Annotated in this window: 21 protein-coding genes; 7 read left to right on the top strand and 14 right to left on the bottom strand. The window is 44.0% G+C overall.

Going from position 1 to position 21,458, the window contains the following annotated elements; all coding sequences use genetic code 11:
- Positions 1-289: 289 nt before the first annotated feature.
- Positions 290-445, bottom strand: coding sequence for a hypothetical protein (locus B9A22_RS25470; protein ID WP_176215521.1), 156 nt, complete (start codon positions 443-445; stop codon positions 290-292).
- Between the two features lie 376 nt (positions 446-821).
- On the opposite strand from B9A22_RS25470, the gene B9A22_RS14060 reads away from it, so the two are divergent.
- Complete coding sequence (locus tag B9A22_RS14060) at positions 822-1,172, top strand: hypothetical protein (RefSeq protein WP_084576363.1); 351 nt, start codon at positions 822-824, stop codon at positions 1,170-1,172.
- Positions 1,173-1,285: 113 nt separating this feature from the next.
- Here the strand turns inward: B9A22_RS14060 and B9A22_RS14055 are convergent, their stop codons facing one another.
- A complete protein-coding gene (locus B9A22_RS14055; RefSeq protein WP_139796255.1) occupies positions 1,286-2,410 on the bottom strand; it encodes a WG repeat-containing protein in 1,125 nt (374 codons plus the stop codon).
- Positions 2,411-2,727: 317 nt separating this feature from the next.
- Between B9A22_RS14055 and B9A22_RS14050 the strand changes: the two genes are divergently transcribed.
- The 3 genes from B9A22_RS14050 (at position 2,728) to B9A22_RS14040 (ending at position 7,476) form a co-directional block, all read left to right on the top strand.
- A complete protein-coding gene (locus B9A22_RS14050; RefSeq protein ID WP_217805959.1) occupies positions 2,728-4,068 on the top strand; it encodes an FAD-binding oxidoreductase in 1,341 nt (446 codons plus the stop codon).
- A 699-nt stretch (positions 4,069-4,767) separates the two neighbouring features.
- Positions 4,768-6,252 carry an alkaline phosphatase gene (locus tag B9A22_RS14045; RefSeq protein WP_245823994.1) on the top strand — a complete coding sequence of 495 codons (1,485 nt, stop codon included), beginning with the start codon at positions 4,768-4,770 and terminating at the stop codon, positions 6,250-6,252.
- A gap of 90 nt (positions 6,253-6,342) precedes the next feature.
- Positions 6,343-7,476 (top strand): YibE/F family protein, encoded by a 1,134-nt coding sequence (locus tag B9A22_RS14040; RefSeq protein ID WP_084576358.1) that lies wholly within the window; start codon positions 6,343-6,345, stop codon positions 7,474-7,476.
- A 116-nt stretch (positions 7,477-7,592) separates the two neighbouring features.
- Here the strand turns inward: B9A22_RS14040 and B9A22_RS25465 are convergent, their stop codons facing one another.
- The 6 genes from B9A22_RS25465 to B9A22_RS14010 form a co-directional block, all read right to left on the bottom strand.
- A complete protein-coding gene (locus B9A22_RS25465; RefSeq protein ID WP_176215520.1) occupies positions 7,593-7,742 on the bottom strand; it encodes a hypothetical protein in 150 nt (49 codons plus the stop codon).
- 31 nt (positions 7,743-7,773) lie between these two features.
- Positions 7,774-8,643 (bottom strand): hypothetical protein, encoded by an 870-nt coding sequence (locus B9A22_RS14030; RefSeq protein WP_176215519.1) that lies wholly within the window; start codon positions 8,641-8,643, stop codon positions 7,774-7,776.
- A gap of 4 nt (positions 8,644-8,647) precedes the next feature.
- Complete coding sequence (locus tag B9A22_RS14025) at positions 8,648-9,058, bottom strand: hypothetical protein (RefSeq protein WP_084576355.1); 411 nt, start codon at positions 9,056-9,058, stop codon at positions 8,648-8,650.
- The gene (locus B9A22_RS14020) at positions 9,046-9,276 is read right to left on the bottom strand and encodes a helix-turn-helix transcriptional regulator (RefSeq protein WP_084576354.1); all 231 of its coding nucleotides are present in this window, start codon (positions 9,274-9,276) and stop codon (positions 9,046-9,048) included. The genes B9A22_RS14025 and B9A22_RS14020 overlap by 13 nt, the downstream gene beginning before the upstream one ends.
- A gap of 350 nt (positions 9,277-9,626) precedes the next feature.
- Positions 9,627-10,250, bottom strand: coding sequence for a ribonuclease H1 domain-containing protein (locus B9A22_RS14015; RefSeq protein ID WP_084576353.1), 624 nt, complete (start codon positions 10,248-10,250; stop codon positions 9,627-9,629).
- A 55-nt stretch (positions 10,251-10,305) separates the two neighbouring features.
- Complete coding sequence (locus B9A22_RS14010) at positions 10,306-10,839, bottom strand: DUF4411 family protein (protein ID WP_217805958.1); 534 nt, start codon at positions 10,837-10,839, stop codon at positions 10,306-10,308.
- A 505-nt stretch (positions 10,840-11,344) separates the two neighbouring features.
- Here B9A22_RS14010 and B9A22_RS14005 point away from each other — a divergent pair.
- A complete protein-coding gene (locus tag B9A22_RS14005; protein WP_084576351.1) occupies positions 11,345-11,779 on the top strand; it encodes a carbohydrate-binding protein in 435 nt (144 codons plus the stop codon).
- 108 nt (positions 11,780-11,887) lie between these two features.
- On the opposite strand, the gene B9A22_RS14000 is transcribed toward B9A22_RS14005, so the two are convergent.
- From B9A22_RS14000 to B9A22_RS13990, 3 genes are all read right to left on the bottom strand, one after another.
- On the bottom strand, positions 11,888-12,205 hold the full coding sequence (locus tag B9A22_RS14000; protein WP_084576350.1) for a pyridoxamine 5'-phosphate oxidase family protein: 318 nt from the start codon (positions 12,203-12,205) through the stop codon (positions 11,888-11,890).
- Between the two features lie 94 nt (positions 12,206-12,299).
- Positions 12,300-12,914 (bottom strand): Crp/Fnr family transcriptional regulator, encoded by a 615-nt coding sequence (locus tag B9A22_RS13995; protein ID WP_217805957.1) that lies wholly within the window; start codon positions 12,912-12,914, stop codon positions 12,300-12,302.
- Between the two features lie 266 nt (positions 12,915-13,180).
- Positions 13,181-14,281 carry a hypothetical protein gene (locus B9A22_RS13990; RefSeq protein ID WP_084576349.1) on the bottom strand — a complete coding sequence of 367 codons (1,101 nt, stop codon included), beginning with the start codon at positions 14,279-14,281 and terminating at the stop codon, positions 13,181-13,183.
- Positions 14,282-14,500: 219 nt separating this feature from the next.
- Between B9A22_RS13990 and B9A22_RS13985 the strand changes: the two genes are divergently transcribed.
- Positions 14,501-15,406, top strand: a complete 906-nt coding sequence (locus B9A22_RS13985; protein ID WP_176215518.1) for a CsgG/HfaB family protein — start codon at positions 14,501-14,503, stop codon at positions 15,404-15,406.
- 108 nt (positions 15,407-15,514) lie between these two features.
- Here the strand turns inward: B9A22_RS13985 and B9A22_RS13980 are convergent, their stop codons facing one another.
- Together B9A22_RS13980 and B9A22_RS13975 are read right to left on the bottom strand one after the other, a co-directional pair.
- A complete protein-coding gene (locus tag B9A22_RS13980; protein ID WP_084576347.1) occupies positions 15,515-16,420 on the bottom strand; it encodes a D-isomer specific 2-hydroxyacid dehydrogenase family protein in 906 nt (301 codons plus the stop codon).
- 13 nt (positions 16,421-16,433) lie between these two features.
- Positions 16,434-16,637: an aspartate dehydrogenase domain-containing protein gene (locus B9A22_RS13975; RefSeq protein WP_281252396.1), complete on the bottom strand. Its 204-nt coding sequence runs from the start codon at positions 16,635-16,637 to the stop codon at positions 16,434-16,436.
- 318 nt (positions 16,638-16,955) lie between these two features.
- On the opposite strand from B9A22_RS13975, the gene B9A22_RS13970 reads away from it, so the two are divergent.
- Complete coding sequence (locus tag B9A22_RS13970; protein ID WP_084576346.1) at positions 16,956-18,428, top strand: RNB domain-containing ribonuclease; 1,473 nt, start codon at positions 16,956-16,958, stop codon at positions 18,426-18,428.
- A 200-nt stretch (positions 18,429-18,628) separates the two neighbouring features.
- On the opposite strand, the gene rph is transcribed toward B9A22_RS13970, so the two are convergent.
- Positions 18,629-21,268, bottom strand: a complete 2,640-nt coding sequence (gene rph, locus B9A22_RS13965) for a rifamycin-inactivating phosphotransferase (protein WP_084576345.1) — start codon at positions 21,266-21,268, stop codon at positions 18,629-18,631.
- Positions 21,269-21,458 lie beyond the last annotated feature (190 nt).

Below are 21,458 nucleotides of genomic sequence, written 5' to 3'. Positions count from 1 at the left end.
ACAAGCCCCCACTGCGCACTATATCCAATACATTCCCAAAAAAACACAAAAATCCTGCAATATTTCAATAAATTGCAGGATTTTCGACTGTAAGTTATTCACACTTTATTTTAAGATCAATATACGCCTCAAAAGCCCATGGATGGTAAACCTTCAATTGAAATTGATCATACCAATCCAATACGTCGCCTGACTGGTTACGCATAATATCAATCTGTTCTTGTTAGCACCCCCGTCCCCTTAACACGTCGCTAAGCCAAGAAAAAAGCACCTCAACAGGTGCAAAAACCTAATCATTATTACTTAGCAGTGCCACCGCCTGTTTTAATAATCGTACATCACCGCATACCGGCGCATCGCCACATGCCTCGCTCATCGGGCACTTTTCACAGAGTGAATCGGCTAAGTGAGTGAGACCGACAGCCACCTCCTGATTTTGAAGCATACTGCCACCTCCCGCAGTCAGTATACTACCAGGTAGGATGTAGCGCAAACTGTAAAAATCAGGATTATTAGCCTCCAATTGGAATTAAAAGCCAAATAGCAAAAGGAGAGGCTCCTAATTCCTTTTTTTGTTTTCTAGCAGAAATGACTCTAAAAGTACGGTTCTTTTCAGTCGACTAGTTTTAAAAATGTTTCTATGTTTTTCAATACCTTTTCGCTCAGGCGGTCAAAGGCCTGTCTGGTGAGACCGGATGAGCTGTTCATGCAGTTTAGTTGCCTGGGACGGTTCTTGCTTGCTATATACGACCCTTACTCTTTCACCCCTTAACATAATTGCTCATATATTACAGTAGAACTTTATGTAGGCAGGTGATTGGATGGAGACAGCAACAAGACATTTCTATGAAAAGTCAACAGATCCCGATGTTTCGTATAAGTTGAATGACGTTTATTCCGCCCTTCTGAAAGAAAATCAGACAACGCAAATTGTATTATCAACAATGCTTGTAAATCTAGACAGAAAAGTTGATACGTTAACAGAAGAGGTGGCTGCATTAAGCAGTACTACAAAGTCTATAGAAACAAGACTGGATTCAGAACTTACACGATCTACAGATGACAAGAGAAGTTCTCTTGATATAATCGAAAAAATAAACACTCGATTTTACTGGTCAATTATTATTGCAATAGGCCTAGCTGGCTTAGTATTAAGTGTATTAAAACATTAATCGTATTAATGTTTAACAATTTTTAAAAGAAATCAGGTCTGCACATTGAAATGCGGTCCTGGTTTCTTTTTATGGACTCACGGGGACGGCTCTTGAGTCATTTGTTGACCACCCTACCGCGTCAATTGCCACTTGATCTTTCCGTTTTTATCAATATAACCGAAACTGATTCCCTGGTATTTGTCATCTCCAAATCCTAATGTCTGATCATAGACACGCGCTAAATCGCCTCTAAAACTCTCCGCATAATTAAAGATTGGCTTAATAACAAATTCTCCCGCTTTGTCAATATAGCCATATTTCCCTATTTCGACTACTTTAATATGGGAAGAATTAATTTCTATTTTTTCCCCGCTTTTCACACAGGCAATTCCTTCCGAGAAACCACTCGCCCAACTATATTGGGGAGGAATAACGAACTTTCCTTCATGACTAATGAAACCAGTCTTTCCCGGCCCCACTGAGACTGGAGCAAGCCCCTCCGAAAATTCTTTAGCCGCGAAGTAATTGGGTTCAATCACATATTGACCGGTTTTATCTATGTAGCCCCAGCCAAAGCCGGTTGTAGAAGAAACAGGCGCGACCCCTTCCTTGAAGTTTCCTGCGGCCCGGTATTGAAAATCAATTACTACATTTCCGTTTTTATCAATATAGCCGTATTTTGCATTCAATCTCTCCGCCAAAGTATTTCCTTCCCGTATTGCAACAACCGCCATGCCTTCAGAAAACCCGTAAGCATTATCGAATTTAACCGGAATTACCAGTTGCTTTTTATTTATATATCCATATTTTGCTCCCTTTCTCACCACAGCTAAACCTTCCGAGAATGCATTAATTTCGTCTACATATTTCCAGGTGCCAATTATTTCCCCTTTTGTATTGAGAATGCTCCAGGTACCCTCCTGGATCTTCACAGGCGCCACACCTTCTGCAAAATCCTTGGCGTTTAGATAAATTGGCTTAATGACAACATTTCCATCCCTGTCAATATATCCGTATTTGTCATCTTGTTTGATAATGTAGAGCTTATCGGCGTCAGCTGAACTTGCTTCGGCATTATTACCGACTACAGTCGTAAAAGAAACAATTGCCAATAATAACAATAAAGTAACATATGCTCTCTTGCTAGTTTTTCCGGCAATAGTTGTAAAAATCGCAAACATATCCGCACTCTCCCTTTTCATATTAACCGTACTGCACTTTTTTGAAGTTTCTTGTAAATTATACCATATTGCCAAAACTCCAGCGAAGCTACTCAAAAATTCTCTTATAAAAAGTCGATTCAGTTAAATTCTCAAAAGGACGAAGGAAGTCCCGGTGAATGCAGGCACAAAAACTGACGCACGTATTGCCAGGGACGGTTCTTGCTTGCTATATATGCCGAGATTAAAATAAGTCAACTCTTCAATCTAAGTCCTTGCTTATCACGAATTGCAGCTTATTTCCACCGCCCTTACCCAAGTATTGGATAGAGTATTTATTCGTATGTAACAAAATGCGGAACAGTCATATTATATAGCATTCAGTAGAATTTTTAGAGTAGTTGGTGATGGAAATGAAATTAAGCTTAGATGGTTTAACCGGTAAGGTTGTTACTCCTTATAGTAAAGAATATGAGCAAGCAAGGCAGGAATGGAACAGAGCTATTCAAAAATTCCCCATTATAATTGTTTATTGTTACGCTGTTAAAGATATTCAGAATGCAATTTGTTGGGCAAGACGCCATGGCATCGGAATTCGAATCCGATCCAGGGGACACCACTATCAGGGATATTCGGTTGGCACTGGCGTTCTGGTCATAGATGTCAGTTATATGAAACGAATCGAACTTGATGAGTCCAACGGCTCTGTTTTTGTGCAGAGTGGTATCAAAAATCGTGAAATTTACGATTATTTAGGCGCAAGAGGATATCCTTTCCCCGGAGGAACCTGCCCTACTGTTGGAGTTGCCGGATACACTCTGGGCGGCGGATGGGGATATTCCAGCCGGTATATGGGACTGGGATGCGATAGCCTGACAGCATTAGAAATGGTTGATTATCAGGGAAACCTTTGCAAGGCTGATGATAACTATAATCCCGACCTATTTTGGGCTTGCAGAGGGGCAGGCGGGGGCAATTTTGGCGTAGTGACCTCCATGACGTTTCAACTGCCGCCTAAAGTTACACGGGTGACGCTCGTTGAACTGGAGTATTTGAATGCTGCCCCAGCTACAATGGCGTGTTTTTTGGATATCTGGCAGGAATGGCTGGTCAGTTTGGATCAAAGGATGACGATTAATGTGAGCATGTATAATTCTGCCGAAGATGGCATGGGCATTTACGGGAAAGGCCTGTTCTACGGTTCTGCCGCAGAAGCTGCTCAAATCCTGAAGCCCTTTGAACTGGGCGGTGCAACCTTGAGCCTTCAGGAAGTGACATTTCTTGAAGCCGTGCAGAAGATTCAGGATGCATATCCCGATTCGGAGAAGTTTCAATCTACCGGCAGATTTGTAAACAGGAAATACAGTATGGAAGAAATAGAAGCGATAGTTGAATTGATCCGTCAGAGAGCAGATGGCTCAGTTTATACCGCAGTGAGTGTTTACGCACTCGGAGGGAAAATCAATGAAATTGACAAAAAGTGTACGGCTTTTTATTACAGAGATGCTGCTTATATCATGGGAGTTCAGTCCGTGTGGGAGGAGGACAGATATGCATCTGTCAACAGATGCTGGCTAAATGAAAGATTTCAGTGTTTAAAACAACTCACGGTGGGTTCTTATATCAATTTTCCTTACAACTGCTTAGCAAACTATGAAGAAGAATACTATGGCGGAAATGCGTGCAGGCTTCAGCAAATTGGCAGACAGTACGATCCAATGAATGTTTTTTCCTTTCCGCAGGCAATTCAGTAGGCATTACGGCAGCTTGTCTTATCCTGCGAAAAATGCTCTCCATGATGTTAAATCAGGAGAGCATTTTTCAATCTTACCTCCCAATTTTAAAAGCCAAAAATACAATAAATACTGTTACATTGAATATTGCCCGTATTGCCCGTGACGGTTCTTGCTTGCTACTTTTCTGCCGATTTTATTATCCGGCTAACTCTGGATTCACCCAACTCTACTAACTTCCCGATTTCTTTCAAAGATAAATTGGAGTTACACCGGAGTTCTTTTACTAATCGATTTCTCTCAGAGTTTTCCTTTCCCCTTCCTCCGGTCTGCTCGTGATGTATTTGGTGAATGTGCTTTGCAACAAAGGCTCTGCATTCTTCCAGCGACATCTTTTTGCGTTCAACCCCAACTATTGAGCTAATCGTACCACGATAATCTGTAATGACATGGTGGTTGCTGCAATTCAGACAGCCCTATGTATTCCCGGTATCGCTTCTGAGCACTGCTAAGATCATTGGCCAAAAAGCCCAGCAAAAATGATCTATCTACCATTCTGTCTGTTACCTGTGGGTCTTCTATGTATTCAGTATAACTACTCACTTTTCTAATGCACCTGTTACCAAATTAAGCCAAAATTAACAGTATGTTAACAATTAATTTAACTCTACCCTTCATAATAATATTGTACATACTCAATTTATTAAGGAGGCGTTATTATTGATCAGTAAGAAAAATTGGTTTTTAATGGCCGCGGTTGTTGGCGCTTTCATTGTCGCAATGCTAACTGCTGCCGTTCCGCAGCAGCCAGTAGCTATTGCGGGAGAAGAAAATGGTTATTACGGGAAGAAAGCAAAGTACGTCTTTTATTTCATCGGTGATGGTATGGCCATGCCACAAATTAATTCTACTGAAATTTTTAAAGGCACTCTTAACAGCAGCGAACCAATGTACAAGGATAAACTGAATTTTACTGTTTTCCCTTATCAAGGAATGCAGACAACGCACGCGACCAATAGCTTCATCACTGATTCTGCAGCTGCCGGCACCGCTCTGGCATCCGGGCACAAAACGGCTAACGATGTTTTAGCTGTAGACCCGACAAATAAAATCAAGTACAAATCCATGGCTGAAATGGCCAAAGAAAAAGGCATGAAAGTCGGCATTGTTTCCAGTGTGTCTATCGACCATGCAACTCCCGCCGTATTCTATGCCCATGAGCCTAGCCGCAATAACTTCTACGAAATTGCTCTGGCTATCAGCGATAGCGGTTTCGACTATTTTGCTGGTGGCGGCCTGTTAGCGCCTACCGGTAAGAAGAAAGATCGTCCGGACGCTTTAGAGATTGCCAAGCAAAAAGGCTATAAAGTAGTTAACAGTCAGGACGAAATTATGAGCCTCAGCAAAAAAGACGGTAAAGTAATTGCTATTCAGCCCGGTCTCGCAAAAGATGAGGCTATGCAATATGAAATTGACCGCACCAACCAATTGTCGCTTGCCGACTTTACCAGCAAAGGTATCGAATTGCTTGACAATCCCAATGGCTTCTTTATGATGGTCGAAGGCGGTAAAGTCGACTGGGCTTGCCATGCAAATGACGCGGCAACAACCGTCCGTGATGTAATGGCATTTGATAATGCCATTGCCGAGGCACTCAAATTTTACGCCAAGCATCCTAATGAGACCCTTATTGTTGTTACCGGTGACCATGAGACCGGCGGTATGTCTATAGGTTTTTCCGGTACCAAGTATGAAACTTTCGTTAGTAAAATCAGCAAACAAACCCTATCTTTCGAAGAATTTGATAAGCAAGTTAAAGCTTATCGCACAACTGTTGGTGAAACCGGCGGAAACTTGCAAGATTGGCTGCCAAGTCTTGCTAATAACTTCGGCCTAACCGAATTAACCGCGTATGATAAACAACGTTTGTCTGAGGCTCTTGCCCAAAGTATGCTGGACCCGAAAAAGCGCGCCAAAGATGAACAAACCTATCTCCTGTATGGTGGCTATGAGCCATTTTCCATGACAGTAACCCATATTCTGAACCAAAAAGCCGGCATCGGCTGGACAACTTACGCTCATACCGGGGTAGCAGTTCCTGTATTCGCTCAAGGTATTGGTGGTGAAATCTTCCAGGGGTACTATGACAATACCGATGTCGCGAAAAAAATGATGAGCATTATGGATGTAAAATTCCAGCAATAGAGTCATTAGCATATCTCACAACTTGCTAATATAGAGTGGGAGAATTCTCCTACTCTATATCTTTATATAGGCCAGAAAGGAAAACTTAGCATGTTACATCAAACTCGGCGAGATAAAACCTTTGTTTTATTGGTCTTACTCCTTTCTATCTTCCTGTACTTTCTTCCCACAGGCTTTCCAGATCAAGATGATGGCTACGTCCGCAGCAAAGCAAAAGTACTGTTGATTGATAATGCAAATGTCCACCAGCGAGGTGTAGTCAAAACCGGAGTACAGGTAGTAAAGCTAGAAGTGGTTAACGGGCCGTTTCAAGGTCAACAAATCGAAACCACCAATCCTTTGCTGGGGAAACTTGAACTTGATAAGATTTTTCAAGCCGGCGATACTGCTTTAGTGGTAATAAAAGGTCAACAAGGGCGCATCGAAGTTGCCAATCTTATTGACCATTACCGTCTTGATGTCGAGGCGGTTTTGTTTGGTCTGTTTGCGCTTTTCCTGTTTTGGTATGCCAGGTGGACGGGTGTGAAAGCCCTCTTATCATTTGTTTTTACGATTTTAGTACTATGGAAAGTGCTTTGGCCACTGTTTTTGAAAGGCTGGGACCCAATCATCATTTCTCTCTTAGCTGTGTGCGCAATCGTTGCCTGCGTTACCTTTCTTGTTACCGGGATTACGAGGAAAGGGCTTGCCGCTTTTCTTGGTACGATGAGCGGCGCAATTGGGGCGTGCATTATGGCAGTTGTCTTCGGGAAACTGTTCAAAGTACACGGTGCGGTGGTTCCCTATGCGGAGACTCTGCTCCATGTCGGTTTTAGTCAAATCGACCTGACAAAAGTATTTTTAGCTGGAATATTCTTGGCCTCCTCAGGCGCAATGATGGATGTGGCGGTGGATATTGCGGTATCGGTTGCAGAGTTAGTAGAAAAAAAACCAGACATTACCCGCAAAGAAGCCATTGCATCAGGCATGAACGTAGGCCGGGCGGTGGTGGGAACGATGACAACAACATTACTGTTAGCTTACTCAGGATCATTTACAGCATTAATGATGGTATTTTTAGCGCAAGGAACTCCAGTCATAAACATTTTGAATTTGACTTACATTGCTGCGGAAGTTCTACACACACTTGTAGGCAGCCTTGGAGTAGTGCTTGTCGCTCCATTTACAGCTTTACTGGCTGGTTGGCTGCTTGTAGGAAATTCATCTAAAGGACCGCTAAAATGAGCTTTAAGGATGCAATATATTTCATTTTAAAAGGATTAAGAAAAACACTGCAAATTGAGATAGATGATTGGTTTGAATTTCTAGGTGGAGAAAACAGCATGACAAAACAAGCCTTTTCACAGCTTAGGCAAAAGATTAAACCAGATGCTTTTATACAGCTTAACGATAGATACGTAACCTAGTTTTACAGTGATGATTTCATTGCCAGCATTGCCAGAGCATTGCCAGGGACGGTTCTTGCTTGCTACTGCAATAATATGGCTCATTTCATCCGCCGAATTGGCCTAATTTATTTTACTATTTACACATGCCTGTTTGACATTTATGATTTACTCCCGGTGACCGGTTTAACAGTATTTCGGAAAAATAATAAGCAGCGGTGACCGATAGGGTATCGATCAAGAACATTAGAATCGTATTGATCAATTGGCCTTTAAGCATCAGTGGGAAAAACATAATGAATATCCCCCACGTTAGGCCAAATAATAAAAAACCAAACTTGACCGCGCTGACTAGGGCTGATGATGATGTCATTGTTTTTCCCAATAACATATATATGATACCTAACCAGAAGCCCATAACAATTGTCCATACCAGAGTATAGTCAGTATTTACCTGAAAGCCAGTATCAATAATATTCATATAGTAAGAAACAATGCGTGCTATGGAAAAAACCAGAACGAAAATTACAATTCCTATAAAGGGTTGGTTTTTGTTAAATGTATTCAAGGTATCCGTTAAATCTTTTTTTGTTGTAAACAGGCCTAACACCCACCCCATTACAACCACTGGGATCGCATCACAAAGCCCACCAACAAATTCGTTGATAAATGGGTTTCCAAATTTCGGTGCGCACATCACATAACCAAGTAACCATAAAACACCTATGGAGATGCCATATCGAAAGCCCCGGGCGCCTTTTTCTCCAGGAATCCTATCTTCGATGAGATAAAAAACAAATGCCACACAACTGTAAGCTATGCCCATCCACAACAACGCCGTTAAGGGAAACCCTAACAATAGCGCTAGTGCGCTTAAGGTGTTTTGAGGCGTCTCACTTGTCAATGCTGGCGGAGTAATTACATGAAGTAAACTGCAAAGTACCACACTAAAAATTACTATACCTATGTATTTTATTTTTCTGTTCATAAAAGTCACACCTTTCATGTGTTTAAATTCGGTATTTCTTCCATGCGAAAGAACCGACATGAATAATTAGGCCGACAAAAACAATCAGCCCAAGAACAGCGCTAATGTGCTCTTTTATAAAGCTAAAGTGAGGGAAATTTAAGATTAAGGCCAGACCCCAAATTGTTACAAAAAAGTAATAGCAGGAAATGCGCACCGCTTCGTTCGAAATCTCCCACATGCGTTCGTCTTTGAATGATCTGTCATAACCGGGGCCATCCACACGGTAGCTAAGATACTCGTACATCAGTACTATAAGCATCAACCCCGCGGTCGCCGGTATCATAAAATAAATATGACTCGATATAAGCAGATGAATAACTGAAATGACAATTGCTATGAGGGTGAAGACTCCCCACACCCTAAGAATTTTAAGCGGTCTTAATCGGAACATTGATCATCCTCCTCACCATCCTCTAGGAAAAACATTTCTTCAACAGGCACTCCAAAAAACGAGGCAATTTTTAGAGCCAGGGCAATCGAAGGCTCATACTTTCTTTTTTCTATGGCCAAAATGGTATGGCGGGTCACATCCAGCGCCGCTCCCAGCTCATCCTGGGTTAAATCTTTAATCCGCCGATAATACCGTAGCTTATTATTTACACTCCCCATTTTTAAAAAACCTTTCTTTGATTTTGTTTAAATTGTAATGCTTGCTATACATTTTGTAAAGTGTTTTTACCATTTATTTTAAAGACGCCCTTGAGAATGCCCTCTTGCCTGTGACGTCTACCTCCCTCCACCCAGCAATAGTTTTACCTCATGATTATTGAACTCTTGAAACATAACTTAAGAGGATTCATTGTTGTTAAAACAAAACACTCATTTTGCTATTGCCTTCCTAACGCAAAAACGCCTTCCGGCCAAAACGGCTGGAAGGCTTGAATTTACTGGAGCGGGTGATTCAAAGAAAGCATTTCTACACCTTCTACAGGGTTTTTCCTATAGGTCAACATTTTGCCTTATGCTTGTTTTAATACTTCTCCTGCCAGCTTGTCCGCAAGCTCATTGCCAGGAATGCCAGTATGACCAGCCACCTTGTTGAAACTAACCCAAGTGAGATATGGACGAATGAAACACGCATAACCCTGGGTAGTGGTATTATTGGTCTTCCACTTACCAGTAGCCCATTCAGATATACCGATATAGTCATGGTGAATTGTAATGGAATCAATGTCTTGCATCTCAGCCCACAGGACAGCTTTCATGGTGGCTTCTAATTCGCCAGCAACATTACGAGTGGCAGTAGCTTCAGCGTTCTCCCCTATCCCGCTGGCTGTATGAATAACCTCAGAACCTTGATACACCGCGAATCCCCAGCTATATTTCTTCTTGCTATTATCATAACTACCATCCACATAAATATCATAATGGTTGCCTGTATGCTTATCATTAGCATTGATGGTGACAGTAGTAGACATAGCAGCAGTAACACCATTAATATATTCCCGCGCCTCTAATTCACTGAGGAAACTTTTAAATAGTGCGCCAGGATAGCCAATAACCTGTTTTTGGCACTCTGACCATGTTTTATAAACGCCTACTTTTCTGCCAACTTTAACACCATAATATTTCTGTTTAGTCATTAAAATTATTTTCCCCTCTTAAACCATTTCGTTAAAGGTACCCATTTCGGATTATTTATTTTATAAATTTTATATTGGTTGATATGCTGTCTCCTGATCCACCATTTGTTCCACGCGAAGTAACGGTGACAGTGTTAGAAGCATATAAATAAGTTGGCGGTATTTTGTAAATGATCTCGTAACCGCCAACGATACCCCCGCGATCAGTAATAAAGAATTGCTGATCAAAGAGTTGTGAATGCTTGTATTGGGTTCCATTTACCTTGATGAAAGTAAGGTTCCAGTTTGGAATGCCGGTATATACAACATTCATATATAGCTCTGGACCTGAAAATGAATAGGCATTCATACTTTTGGGATAGCTGGCCGGTGTAAGTTTCCACTGATAATTATAGCTTTGAGCCGTAAAAGCGTAAATATCAACCTTGGTTAATGCCGGTGCCGGACCTGCCATTGCCACTGTAGAACCCCAAAATACTGCCATGCAAACCATCAATACAATCTTGCCCCAAAACTTAGACGCAAAATCAAAGGTGTAATACCTACGATATGCCTCAATAAGAACATTGGTGTCTATAACAAATCTCATCAATTCATACCTCGTAACCGATAGAATTCGCAAACTCATCGAAGATTTTTCCGCAAGGTACTATCTAAGGCGCGGGTATTCTACTCCTTATATTATACCCAACATCACTACCATTTGGTATCATTTTGAACATTGGCCGGGAACATTTGCCGGCATTTGCCGGGACGGTTCTTGCTTGCTACTTTTCTGCCAATTTTATTATCCGGCTAACTCTGGATTCACTCAACTCTACTAACTTCCCGATTTCTTTCAAAGATAATTGGAGTTACTCCATTGATATTTTCTGGGCTAGGAACTCATCTATAGACCCCGAAAGCCTTGTGAAATCAAATTATTGCATATATGTGGAGCCATACACTCCACATATATGCAATAATTTTAAAAAAACAAGAGAGCGGGAATAATTAATTGGAAAAGTACTACACAATGATTGACAGGCATGTCGTAATTGATTTGAGAAACACTATAATTACGCTTATTTGTATCAACAAAAGGAGGGGATTCAATGGCGAAATGTCCCGCAAAAAATTGTGTAACTATTCACCCTGAGGTCCCTTCAAACCAAAGTATCGCCAAGATCACCTACAATGGTTTGCTCCCTAAAAGTGGTGCTACTGAGGTATACGCTCATGTAGGATATGGGCGTATGTGGGAAAACACCCAGGACTACAAAATGACGAAAACAGCTCATGGCTTTGATGTTTTGATTCCTATTCCTGAGCATGCTGATAGCCTGAATATTTGTTTCAAAGACGCCGCCAACAACTGGGATAACAACGCAGGCACAAACTACTCCTTTGTTATTAGCACTCCAAGCACCGATCACTCCCTTGAATTTGCAGCTGAGATCAGTATGTGGGATAACATGATTAATCATTGCGAATCGAACCTCTCCACATGTAAGCGTACGATCCGCCGTTGGATGAGGTTATCGGACTAGCGGATAAATTCCGGTTAATACCTGCCATACCTTCCTATCTAGCATTTGTTAGTTATACTATGAAAAAAGTGGCTGTCACGCAAAGACAGCCACTTCTTTCTTTATACACTACAGCAGTGTAGCTACTTCCTGAATCGAAAAAACAACTTCATCGTTTTGAGCCACTGCTTTGCCGGAAAAACGATACCCAACCTTTCCGGAAACCACAACTACTTGCAGGCATCCTGTTTCTACCAAATTCTCTTTCGTTTTTTCCATCTTATATACTCCAAAAACCAAATGACTATCATCAGATATCTGCTTTACTTTTCCCACTACAATCAAATGAGGCTCACCCTTCTTGGACACAGATGCCAAGGCAATAAAGGGGGATGACAAAATTACCTCCTTCATTTCGGCTGTAAGTACTGTAAGATTATTACCCATGTTTACCACTCCTCTTTTATTAGTGACTTAGTAGCTAATAAAAGAATACTTCTTAAAAAGAGGATAGGCTATTAACTATTTAACACTTTCAGTATTAAAAGCATCTATTTCTTAGAATATAGTATCTTTTTTCCCGACAAAGATAGTTCTTCGCAGTCAGTTCCCTTATTGACTGCGAAACCATTACTCTTGATGCCCCCACTAAGGCAGCTATTTCTTGTTGGGTTAATGCAATAGTGATACGGGTCCCATCAGCACAAACCTCACCATGTTCACGTGCCAGACGTATCATCAATCCCAGTATCTTTTCCTTGGTAGGCTGCCTGTTTTCGTCAGACACTTTCTCCCATACATGATACAGACGATCATTAAGATTCCTAATGATTTCTAAGGCTAACTCTGGTTCTCTTTTAACTAATTTTTCAAATGTACACCGGTCAATACTACAGACTTTAGCTTCTTCCAAAGAAATTGCGGTTGCCAATTGAATGGCATCCTGACGAAACAATGCTGTTTCTCCCAGCATCTCGCCAGGTCCCACGATCTGCAGAATTGTTTCATTGCCGTCTTCAGTCATCCGCAGTAATTTAAAGCACCCTTCTTTTATAACATAAACACTATCTGCCGCTTCTCCTTGTTGGAATAAAACTTGCCCTTTTTTATATTGTTGTTTATTAGCAACCCAGCAGACCTGCTTAAAAAATTCCATACTTAACCCGGAAAACAGTGTACTATCGCGTAAACATAAATATCTCTTATTATTCATAAAGCACATTCTGTCCTCTGCTAATTAAAAACTGATTCTACTCATAAATCTGATTATCATCATTTTATCTTATAAGGAAGCAAAACTCTGTTAACTACTTTACATGTCCGGCTTATAATTTATCTTTCCCGTCTGGGGTGTCAGGGCACGGGGGTATCTCCATTGATATTTTTCCGGGCTAGCAGCTAATCCTGCCTTTACAGGAATCTTTACTTCATACTAATCACAATCACACTATTGCTAATTTCAATTACTTTTACCGGCAGCTCATTTATGCCTTCCAGTTGTTCTGCCAGAAGAGCTGGCGACCCGGAATAGTTAACATCAAACATAGCAGTTCCTTGTTGATAGTCCCGCAGAAAAGCATTGGTAATACCTGTTTGCTGCCTGAGTAACCGTCCTAATAGGTTAACTATCGAATAATCATTGACTGCAACCACCTTTATCTGGAGCCCTTTCTCCGGATTAGCGGCATAAGCCATTAGCTTATCTGCGAAATACTTGCCTGCGGCTTTACCTGCGTTGTGTAAGGATTTCTTGGCGGCAGTAAATTCAGTTATGTCAATCCCGCCGCGATGAAACCCTTGCGCCGCAATTATTTCGCCGGTATCAACCTTAATCAGTCTGGCCTCAACCCGCGCGCGGCATGATATAACGTTGTAACCGGAATCGGTCCCTGCGTATTCAGCAAAGGCTTCCCCCACAATTAAATAATCGAGCTGCTCATTTGTCACCAGCCGTACAGCAGTCTTGATATCACCTTGGTTAAGGATGGTTTTAATAGCATCTGATTTGCGAATACGGGCCAGTTGGCCGGGATCTACCATTCGCCGGAAGCCAGCCTCAGTCAGTTGGTCTATGATGGCCGTTTCGGCAGCAGGGTCAGGAATTGGTCGTATGTAATGTTCAGCAATGACAACGCCAATACGGGGATCACGCAGACCTACATCAATCATCTTCAGGCGCTGTAATTTTGTCATTAAATTTGAGTTGGGCTGCGCATCAACAGTTACTCTGGCTTGTATGATAACCTCACCATTTAGCCATTTTTCCGTAATAATTGAATAATCACTGACAAAGCCTTGGGACTTTGTATAGACTTCATCTTTGAGTACCATATAGTTTTGTACTAGCGTTTGCGAGTCAACAATGGTTCCGACAGCTTGTTCCACTGCCTGGCGCAGCGCATCGTGGATTGCCGCCTCACGGGAAATACCGTGGCCCTCAACGCTAACTTCCTGTGCTGATACAGCCGGGCATTGGACTGCCCATAATAATGCTGCCACTATTAAGAATCTAAAAAACTTCACTAAATCAGCCCCCTGTAATGGTTATAAGAATAAGTATTGCTAATCCACTGTCAGTGTATCTCTAGCAAACAACAAAAGCAACAAATATTTACATTTTATTTTGACAGGCAAAAATGAAATTGCCTGCCACAAGAAGGATTTATTGGAAAAAAAATGAATAATACTACAATAACAAACTGCATATTACATTTTTTTCAGCATTGGATGAGGGAGGTTTTTATGGTACGGAGAGGTATTTGGGGAATAGCGTTGGTTTGTGTCTTTATTACTCTATTTTCGAGCGTAGCGTTAGCTAGCGAAGCTACTACTAAAAAAATCGGCGTTCTTCCTTTCAAAAATGACAGTCCCTATAATCAATTCGGAGTAATGGCCGCCGAAATGATCACTGCCGATTTAGTAAACTTAAAATCTTGTACGGTGGTTGAACGAACCGAATTATCACGCGTATTTGCAGAACAAAAACGCAGCGCCCAAGGCTTCATTGACGAAGCAACGGCTAGCGAATTAGGTGGCATTCTTGGCCTGGATTACTTATTGCTTGGCTCGGCTGACGGCAGTATTAGTAAAGAACCAGGGCATTATTATTATAATAAAAAGCACCAGCGCAACGAATGGGTGGAAGGTACCACGAAAAGCAATGTTACTCTTACTTTAAAACTAGTTAATGTAAAGAATGGTCAAATTGCCTGGTCTGATCAAACCTCCATTACTAATTATAATGAAGATATTAACACTGCGCTCTCTGAAGCAGCCTATGATTCAGTTAGAAAAATCTACAAATTTATCCCCTTACAGGGCTATGTGATCAAAGCTGAGGGCAGCCAATATTTTATTGACTTGGGCACAAATCACAATATTGCTACCGGCGATATGCTGGAGGTTAATGGCGCAAGTACAGCCATGAGGCATCCGGTTACCGGCGAACTGATTGTGTTAAAAAGAAATATTGGTGAGTTGGAAGTCATTGAAGTTTTAGATACCATGTGCGTAGCCAAACTAAAGACTAAAGAAGATGGTACGGCATTACGAAACTCAATCCAGCCAGGAGATGCCGTAACCAAAAAATTAAGAAAAAAACCCCGGGGCTTTTTAGGCCTTGGCTGGTCGGGAAAACACGTATTTTAACCACCCCGCAGCTTGCACTCTATGCTCTGGGAGTAATAAAAAAACAACTTGTGCCAAAATGGTACAGGTTGTTTTTTATCACTTCTTCAATCATGTATAACCCTGCGTTTATAGTTTATTCTCGTTTAAAAACGTTTCTATATTTTTCAATACCTTCTCGCTCAGGCGGTCAAAGGCCTGTCTGGTGCGACCGGATGATCTGTTCACGCAGTTTACATGAGGGTTGGCAAGAAGCTTGCCGGTATCATCGCCGAGAGCGGCAGCAGTGTCGCAGAAAAATTCATTATTACCGTGTTCAAGCCATTTGGCAAGGGCGGCAATGTCGTGCGACGGACCGATGGAGGTATTGAACATTATTTTGTGATTGCCAAGCCATTCAAATTGTTCATCGTTGAATAAGATGACGTTTTTATTCAGGCAGGTGCATACGACGTCCACTGTGTTCAGCAGTTCTTTCAGTGGCAGATATTTGATATTTTTTTCTTCCTGCTCCGGCTTGCGGGTTCGACCAAAATAATATAAATCGGCTCCCAGTGCTTGAAGGCCGGCGGCAATCAGCTGGCCTGAAGTACCGAGGCCGACTATGCCGACTTTTAGATCGGTAAGCTCTACCGGTAGTTCCTGCCACTGCTTATCACCAAAACCGTGGAGATAGCGGATAAGTTCGCTGGTGATATATTCGATAACGCCCTGGTCGCCATAATCGCGAACGCCGTATACTGTGATATTTCTGGCACGAGCGGTGCGAATATCTACATTGGCACTTTCTTCGGAATATAAGCTGCAGCACATGCCAATGTAGCGGATGCCGGGGCAGGCCTCAAGTACGTTCTTTTCGATACGGCTGGTATAACTGAGCAGTACGGCATCAGCATCGCCGATTCGACGGATTATTTCTGCATCGTCCTGAGGAACGTCATCAAACAGCACTACTTCTTTTGCATACTCATGAAGTTTCTGCTGAGCTGACGGAATCAGGCTTACCGGTTCTATGGCAACTAATTTTTTAAACATTGCGTGGGACCTCCTAAACTACAATCGGTGCTACGGTATTCTGCAAAACTTCTACTACGCTCCAGGCGGCAATTGCGCTGGTACGGGAATAGATGTTGAGTTCGGCGTGTACTTCTTCGCCTTGTATTTCAATCTTGTATTCATCACCTTTGAAGCCTGGCACGGCTTTGATATTCATGGTTGTATTCTCCGGACCAGCGCAGGCAAGGGCAGCTATAAATCCTCACGAATTCTATGATACACTTACCAAAAAATTCTGTCCATGCTGGCAATAAAATATTCTGTAGTTGATTATAAGCGTTATTTGTGTGTCAGCAGCAGGAAAAGTAGTTTCAGAACCAGAAGTACTAGTCCAATGTTTTATAAATTCTTTTGTTTTTATTTTCATGGTACTGTCTCCGCTTTGAGATAGTACCATGAATATTAACTAGGGGCAAACCCTGCTCAGACTGACTCCTAACAGATAGTAAGACTAGTTAAGCCTGGAAGCAAATCAACGAGAATATAAATAAGCATCTTTATGCAGGAGGACAAAATGAGTAGCACCAATGACAAACAACATCGTTCCCGCTTACAGCAAATTGCGCATCGGGCGATGCTCGAAAAAGGTCTTTTTCCAGACTTTTCTCCTCAAGTTATTAACGAACTGAACAAACTTGACGAAAACACTCCTAAACTTGAAAAATCTATACGCGATCTTAGGGATCTACTGTGGTGTTCAATAGATAACGATGATTCAAACGACCTGGATCAGCTTACCGTTGCCATCAAAATGCCCGAAGAAGCAGTAAAAGTTCTTGTGGCGATCGCCGATGTGGATGCTTTGGTAAAGAAGTCCTCGGCAATCGATGAGCATGCACAACATAATACCACTTCTATTTATACAGCTGGGCAAATATTCCCCATGCTGCCTGAAAAACTCTCCTATAATCTTACCTCTCTTAATGTTGACTCAGATCGACTGGCAATCATTGTTGAAATCGTCTATGCCAGGAATGGCGAAATACTTAGTTCAGATATTTATAGAGCAATGGTCCGAAACCACGCAAAGTTGGCATACAACAGCGTTGCCGCATGGCTGGACGGTAGTGAATCCATGCCGCAGGCCATTGCCGCAGTACCTGGACTTGCAGAAAATATCGATATACAGCATCAAGTGGCACAAAAGTTAAAAACGCTCCGCCACATGCACGGTGCACTGGATTTTGAAACAGTAGAAGCCCGTCCCATCTTTGACATTGATGAAATCAGGGATTTGGAAGTCGAAGAACGGAATAGTGCTAAAGACCTGATTGAGGATTTTATGATTGCGGCTAATGGTGTTACTGCACGATACCTGGAAACGAAAAAATTCCCTTCACTAAGGCGTGTTGTTCGAACACCAAAAAAATGGGAAAGGATTATAGAACTTGCTTTGGAACATAACTTTGCATTGCCTAGACAAGCTGACTCAAAGGCGTTAGAGGCATTTCTGACAGCACAAAAAATCGCTGATCCGCTTCGGTTTCCTGATCTTTCCCTCAGTATTATTAAGTTATTAGGTGCTGGTGAATATGTTGTCGAGGTTCAAGGTGATAAGTCTGCCGGGCATTTCGGCTTAGCAGTCAAGGATTATGCCCATTCTACAGCCCCCAATAGAAGGTATCCGGACTTAATTACGCAGCGGTTACTAAAAGCAGCTTTATCAGGAAGCCCGGTTCCTTATCAAATTGATGAACTAGAATTGCTAGCCAAACACTGTACCGAGACCGAGAATGTAGCGCAGAAAGTGGAACGTCAGGTTGCCAAATCCGCCGCGGCGATACTGCTACAATCCCGAATTGGAGAAAAATTCGAGGCCATTATCACTGGCGCAGCCGCAAAAGGAACTTGGGTTCGACTGCTTCATCCACCTGTCGAAGGAAAACTTGTTGGCCGCTTTAAAGGTGAGGCTGTCGGGCAAAGAATCAGAGTACAATTGCTACATACGGATGTCGATCAAGGATATATTGATTTTAAGAAAATATAGTTGAAGAAATCAACAAACTCAATGTTTTTCTTACAGTGTAAATTCAAACACTAAGCCCCTTCCGTAACGGCACTGTTGCAGAAGGGGCTTTTCTTACATCCCTTATACCTTCTAGATTGGGCAAAAATACAGGAGATGAACATTTTGTTTCACCATTTACAGAGCCACTATTAGAGTTGTGACAACGTTTAAAGCATACTCTATTCCAGAATCTCTACGAACCCCTGCGTACCGTCCACACGTATTATCTGACCATCGTGAATTTTGTGCGTTGCGTCGTCGACCCCTACCACAGCGGGAATGCCGTATTCACGGGCTACGACAGCGCCATGGGTCATGAGGCCGCCGATTTCTGTAACCAGGCCGCTAGCCGAAACGAATAAGGGTGTCCAACCCGGATCGGTGAAAGGTGCTACCAGAATATCGCCTTTTTCTAAATCGGCTTCTTCCAACTTAGTGATAATCCGTGCCCGTCCTTCCACAACTCCTGAGGAAACGGGCATGCCCGCCAGCGCCCCCGCCGGCAGCTCACGCGGCGCGTACGAGCCGAAAAGCGTCTCGCCCTCGCTGGTCAGCACCCGCGGCGGCTTCAGTTTCTCATACTCTGCATACTTTTCCTTCAAAGCGGCGATCTTGCCCCGGTCAGCCCGACCGGTAGTCACCGCAGCCGTCAGTTCCTCCAGCGTCAGGTAAAAAACGTCCTCCGCCCGATCCACCGTTCCCCGCTCCACCAGCCTTGCGGCCTCTTCCATGATCGCCCGCTTGTACTCGTCAAGCAGACTCACCATGAGATATTTCGGATATTCCCTGAGGCCGATGAACTCCCGGTACGTCCTGATGAACTTGCCCATCAACCGGGCTTTGAAACCGCCACCCAGTTTCCGTTTCAGACGCCGCAGCAGCGTTTGTGCTGCCTGTTCGGCTTCCGTCTTCCCCTGAGCGAACCTCAGGCGATGCTCGCCCGGCTCCGCGCTCTGGATGTGGCTGACGATCGCCGGCACCAATTGGGTTGGCCTTTCCCGCCATCTGGGCCGGGTGATATCAATTTCGCCCGGACAGCGCATGCCGTATTTAGCCAAAAAGGCCGCGAACGCCGGCCGGATCGCCGTGCCGCCCTCGACCCGCCCCAGGCTATCCAGGAAAGTGGCGTCGTCCGCTACCTTCATGTACTCCAACGCGGCCGGGTAAGGGCGGATGACGTCGGCAAGGTCGCCCAGCTTCAAGCCCATCTCCGTTGACACATTGCCCGGCACCGACTTCGTCAGCTCGTCCAGCGGCGATGGCTCGCCCAGCCAATGCCGCGCCAGCCAGCCGATCAGCATCGACGCCATCCAGGCCGCGAACACCGGCCGGCCGATTCCTTCGATAAAGACCTCGAAGCCCTTGCTGAAATGACCGGCGATAAAATCCAGCCGGTCCCGGCCCGACTGCCGGGCTAGGTCGCGCCGCAGCTCGCCGATGACCTTGTCGGCGATTTCCGCCACGTCGGGAGCTTCGATCTTCTCCTTAAACAGCATCTCAAACGTCGCCCCGGCAATCGTGGCCACGCTTTTTCTCGTGTATGACTTCGCACCCGCGGTCCGTTTACGCGACTTCAGCGTGGCGATGAAATCGCGGCGGCGAATGGCCTCGGAGATGGCGCTGCTCAAAAGCGCATCCGACTTGCTGTACATTGCCGGCGCTGTCTTTCGACCCAGCCACGAGGCCAGCGAATCGGTTATATCGAGGTACAGACGGCCCCCGGCCGGCACCAGACTATACTGGCTGTCGATCGCCGCCATCGTTTTTTCCCAAATAGACATCCCCAGCGGCTTGATCGGGTCGGTCATCATCTGCGCGTGGCCGAAGGAAACGAACACCCCCGGCGTAGCGTCGCCCAACTCCGGCAAAGGGTATAAGGTGGTTATCGGACGGCTCTGGACAATATAGATCTTGCCGTCAGCATAGCCCCATTCGATATCTTGCGGACGGCCGAAATGCCCCTCGATCAGTCTTCCCACCCGTGCCAGCGCCAGAATGGCCTCGTCGGCCAACGCTTGCTTGCTTTGCTGCTGAGGGAGGATTTCCCGCTCTTCCGTGCCGCCGTCGGCCAGAGGGTAAATGGCCAGTTTTTTGGCAGCTACCTGTCTTTTGACGATCCTCCCGGCCCGCACCTTATAAAGGTCGGCATTTACCAAGCCGGACACCAGCGCTTCCCCCAGCCCAAAAGCAGCGTCGATGGAAACCACCTTGCGGTTGCCTGTCACCGGATCAGCGGTAAACATAATGCCCGACACCTCAGGAAAAACCATCCGCTGCACGACTACCGACAGCAGCACCTTGCGATGGTCGAAGCCATTTTTCGCCCGATAGGCAATGGCCCGGTCGGTAAACAGTGACGCCCAGCATTTGCGGACATGGAAAAGAAGCTCGCTTTCCCCCTTGATATTCAGATAAGTGTCCTGCTGCCCGGCGAAAGATGCTCCCGGCAGGTCTTCTGCCGTGGCGCTGGAGCGGACGGCATAGGCATGCTGACTGCCTGTCAGTTTCCAAGCCTGGACAAATTCCTGCTCAATATGGGCGGGAATGTCGAGACTTTCGAGATGGGTGCGTATGCGCTGCCCTATTGTTTTGATTTCCTCTAGTGATTCAGCCTTAATGAATTGCAGTGATTCCATGAACGCGGCAAACTCCCCGCTCGTATAAACGAAGTCGGCGTAAGCTTGGGTGGTGACACAAAAGCCTGCAGGCACCTCAACTCCGGGAATACGGCACAATTCGCCAAGATTTGCCCCTTTTCCGCCAACCAATGCCAAACTTGATTTATTGATTTCAGAGAAGTAAAGCACATATTGATTCATGGCAGTACTCCTTTCCTAAATGGTGGAATAAAAATAGTATCCCCTAATAAATCCAAAGATATCTCGTGTCACAACTATGGTGATCTTGATAGCGGGAGAATTGAAAAAAGCCGTACCCCGAAGAATACGGCTAAATCATCATCCGAACAACGAGCTATGCCGGACTGGCCTGAGATTGTCATGGTAAACG

This window comes from Sporomusa malonica (genome assembly GCF_900176355.1).
GTDB classification, from domain to species: Bacteria; Bacillota; Negativicutes; order Sporomusales; family Sporomusaceae; genus Sporomusa; species Sporomusa malonica.
This window is presented reverse-complemented; position numbering and strand designations above follow the sequence as displayed.

Excerpts from the sequence above, each read along its gene's own strand:
- B9A22_RS25470 (WP_176215521.1), bottom strand. The coding sequence starts at position 445 with ATGCTTCAAAATCAGGAGGTGGCTGTCGGTCTCACTCACTTAGCCGAT.
- B9A22_RS14060 (WP_084576363.1), top strand. The coding sequence starts at position 822 with ATGGAGACAGCAACAAGACATTTCTATGAAAAGTCAACAGATCCCGAT.
- B9A22_RS14050 (WP_217805959.1), top strand. The coding sequence starts at position 2,728 with ATGAAATTAAGCTTAGATGGTTTAACCGGTAAGGTTGTTACTCCTTAT.
- B9A22_RS14040 (WP_084576358.1), top strand. The coding sequence starts at position 6,343 with ATGTTACATCAAACTCGGCGAGATAAAACCTTTGTTTTATTGGTCTTA.
- B9A22_RS25465 (WP_176215520.1), bottom strand. The coding sequence starts at position 7,742 with ATGAGCCATATTATTGCAGTAGCAAGCAAGAACCGTCCCTGGCAATGC.
- B9A22_RS14030 (WP_176215519.1), bottom strand. The coding sequence starts at position 8,643 with ATGAAAGGTGTGACTTTTATGAACAGAAAAATAAAATACATAGGTATA.
- B9A22_RS14025 (WP_084576355.1), bottom strand. The coding sequence starts at position 9,058 with ATGTTCCGATTAAGACCGCTTAAAATTCTTAGGGTGTGGGGAGTCTTC.
- B9A22_RS14020 (WP_084576354.1), bottom strand. The coding sequence starts at position 9,276 with ATGGGGAGTGTAAATAATAAGCTACGGTATTATCGGCGGATTAAAGAT.
- B9A22_RS14015 (WP_084576353.1), bottom strand. The coding sequence starts at position 10,250 with ATGACTAAACAGAAATATTATGGTGTTAAAGTTGGCAGAAAAGTAGGC.
- B9A22_RS14010 (WP_217805958.1), bottom strand. The coding sequence starts at position 10,839 with ATGAGATTTGTTATAGACACCAATGTTCTTATTGAGGCATATCGTAGG.
- B9A22_RS14005 (WP_084576351.1), top strand. The coding sequence starts at position 11,345 with ATGGCGAAATGTCCCGCAAAAAATTGTGTAACTATTCACCCTGAGGTC.
- B9A22_RS14000 (WP_084576350.1), bottom strand. The coding sequence starts at position 12,205 with ATGGGTAATAATCTTACAGTACTTACAGCCGAAATGAAGGAGGTAATT.
- B9A22_RS13995 (WP_217805957.1), bottom strand. The coding sequence starts at position 12,914 with ATGGAATTTTTTAAGCAGGTCTGCTGGGTTGCTAATAAACAACAATAT.
- B9A22_RS13985 (WP_176215518.1), top strand. The coding sequence starts at position 14,501 with ATGGTACGGAGAGGTATTTGGGGAATAGCGTTGGTTTGTGTCTTTATT.
- B9A22_RS13980 (WP_084576347.1), bottom strand. The coding sequence starts at position 16,420 with ATGTTTAAAAAATTAGTTGCCATAGAACCGGTAAGCCTGATTCCGTCA.
- B9A22_RS13970 (WP_084576346.1), top strand. The coding sequence starts at position 16,956 with ATGAGTAGCACCAATGACAAACAACATCGTTCCCGCTTACAGCAAATT.
- rph (WP_084576345.1), bottom strand. The coding sequence starts at position 21,268 with ATGAATCAATATGTGCTTTACTTCTCTGAAATCAATAAATCAAGTTTG.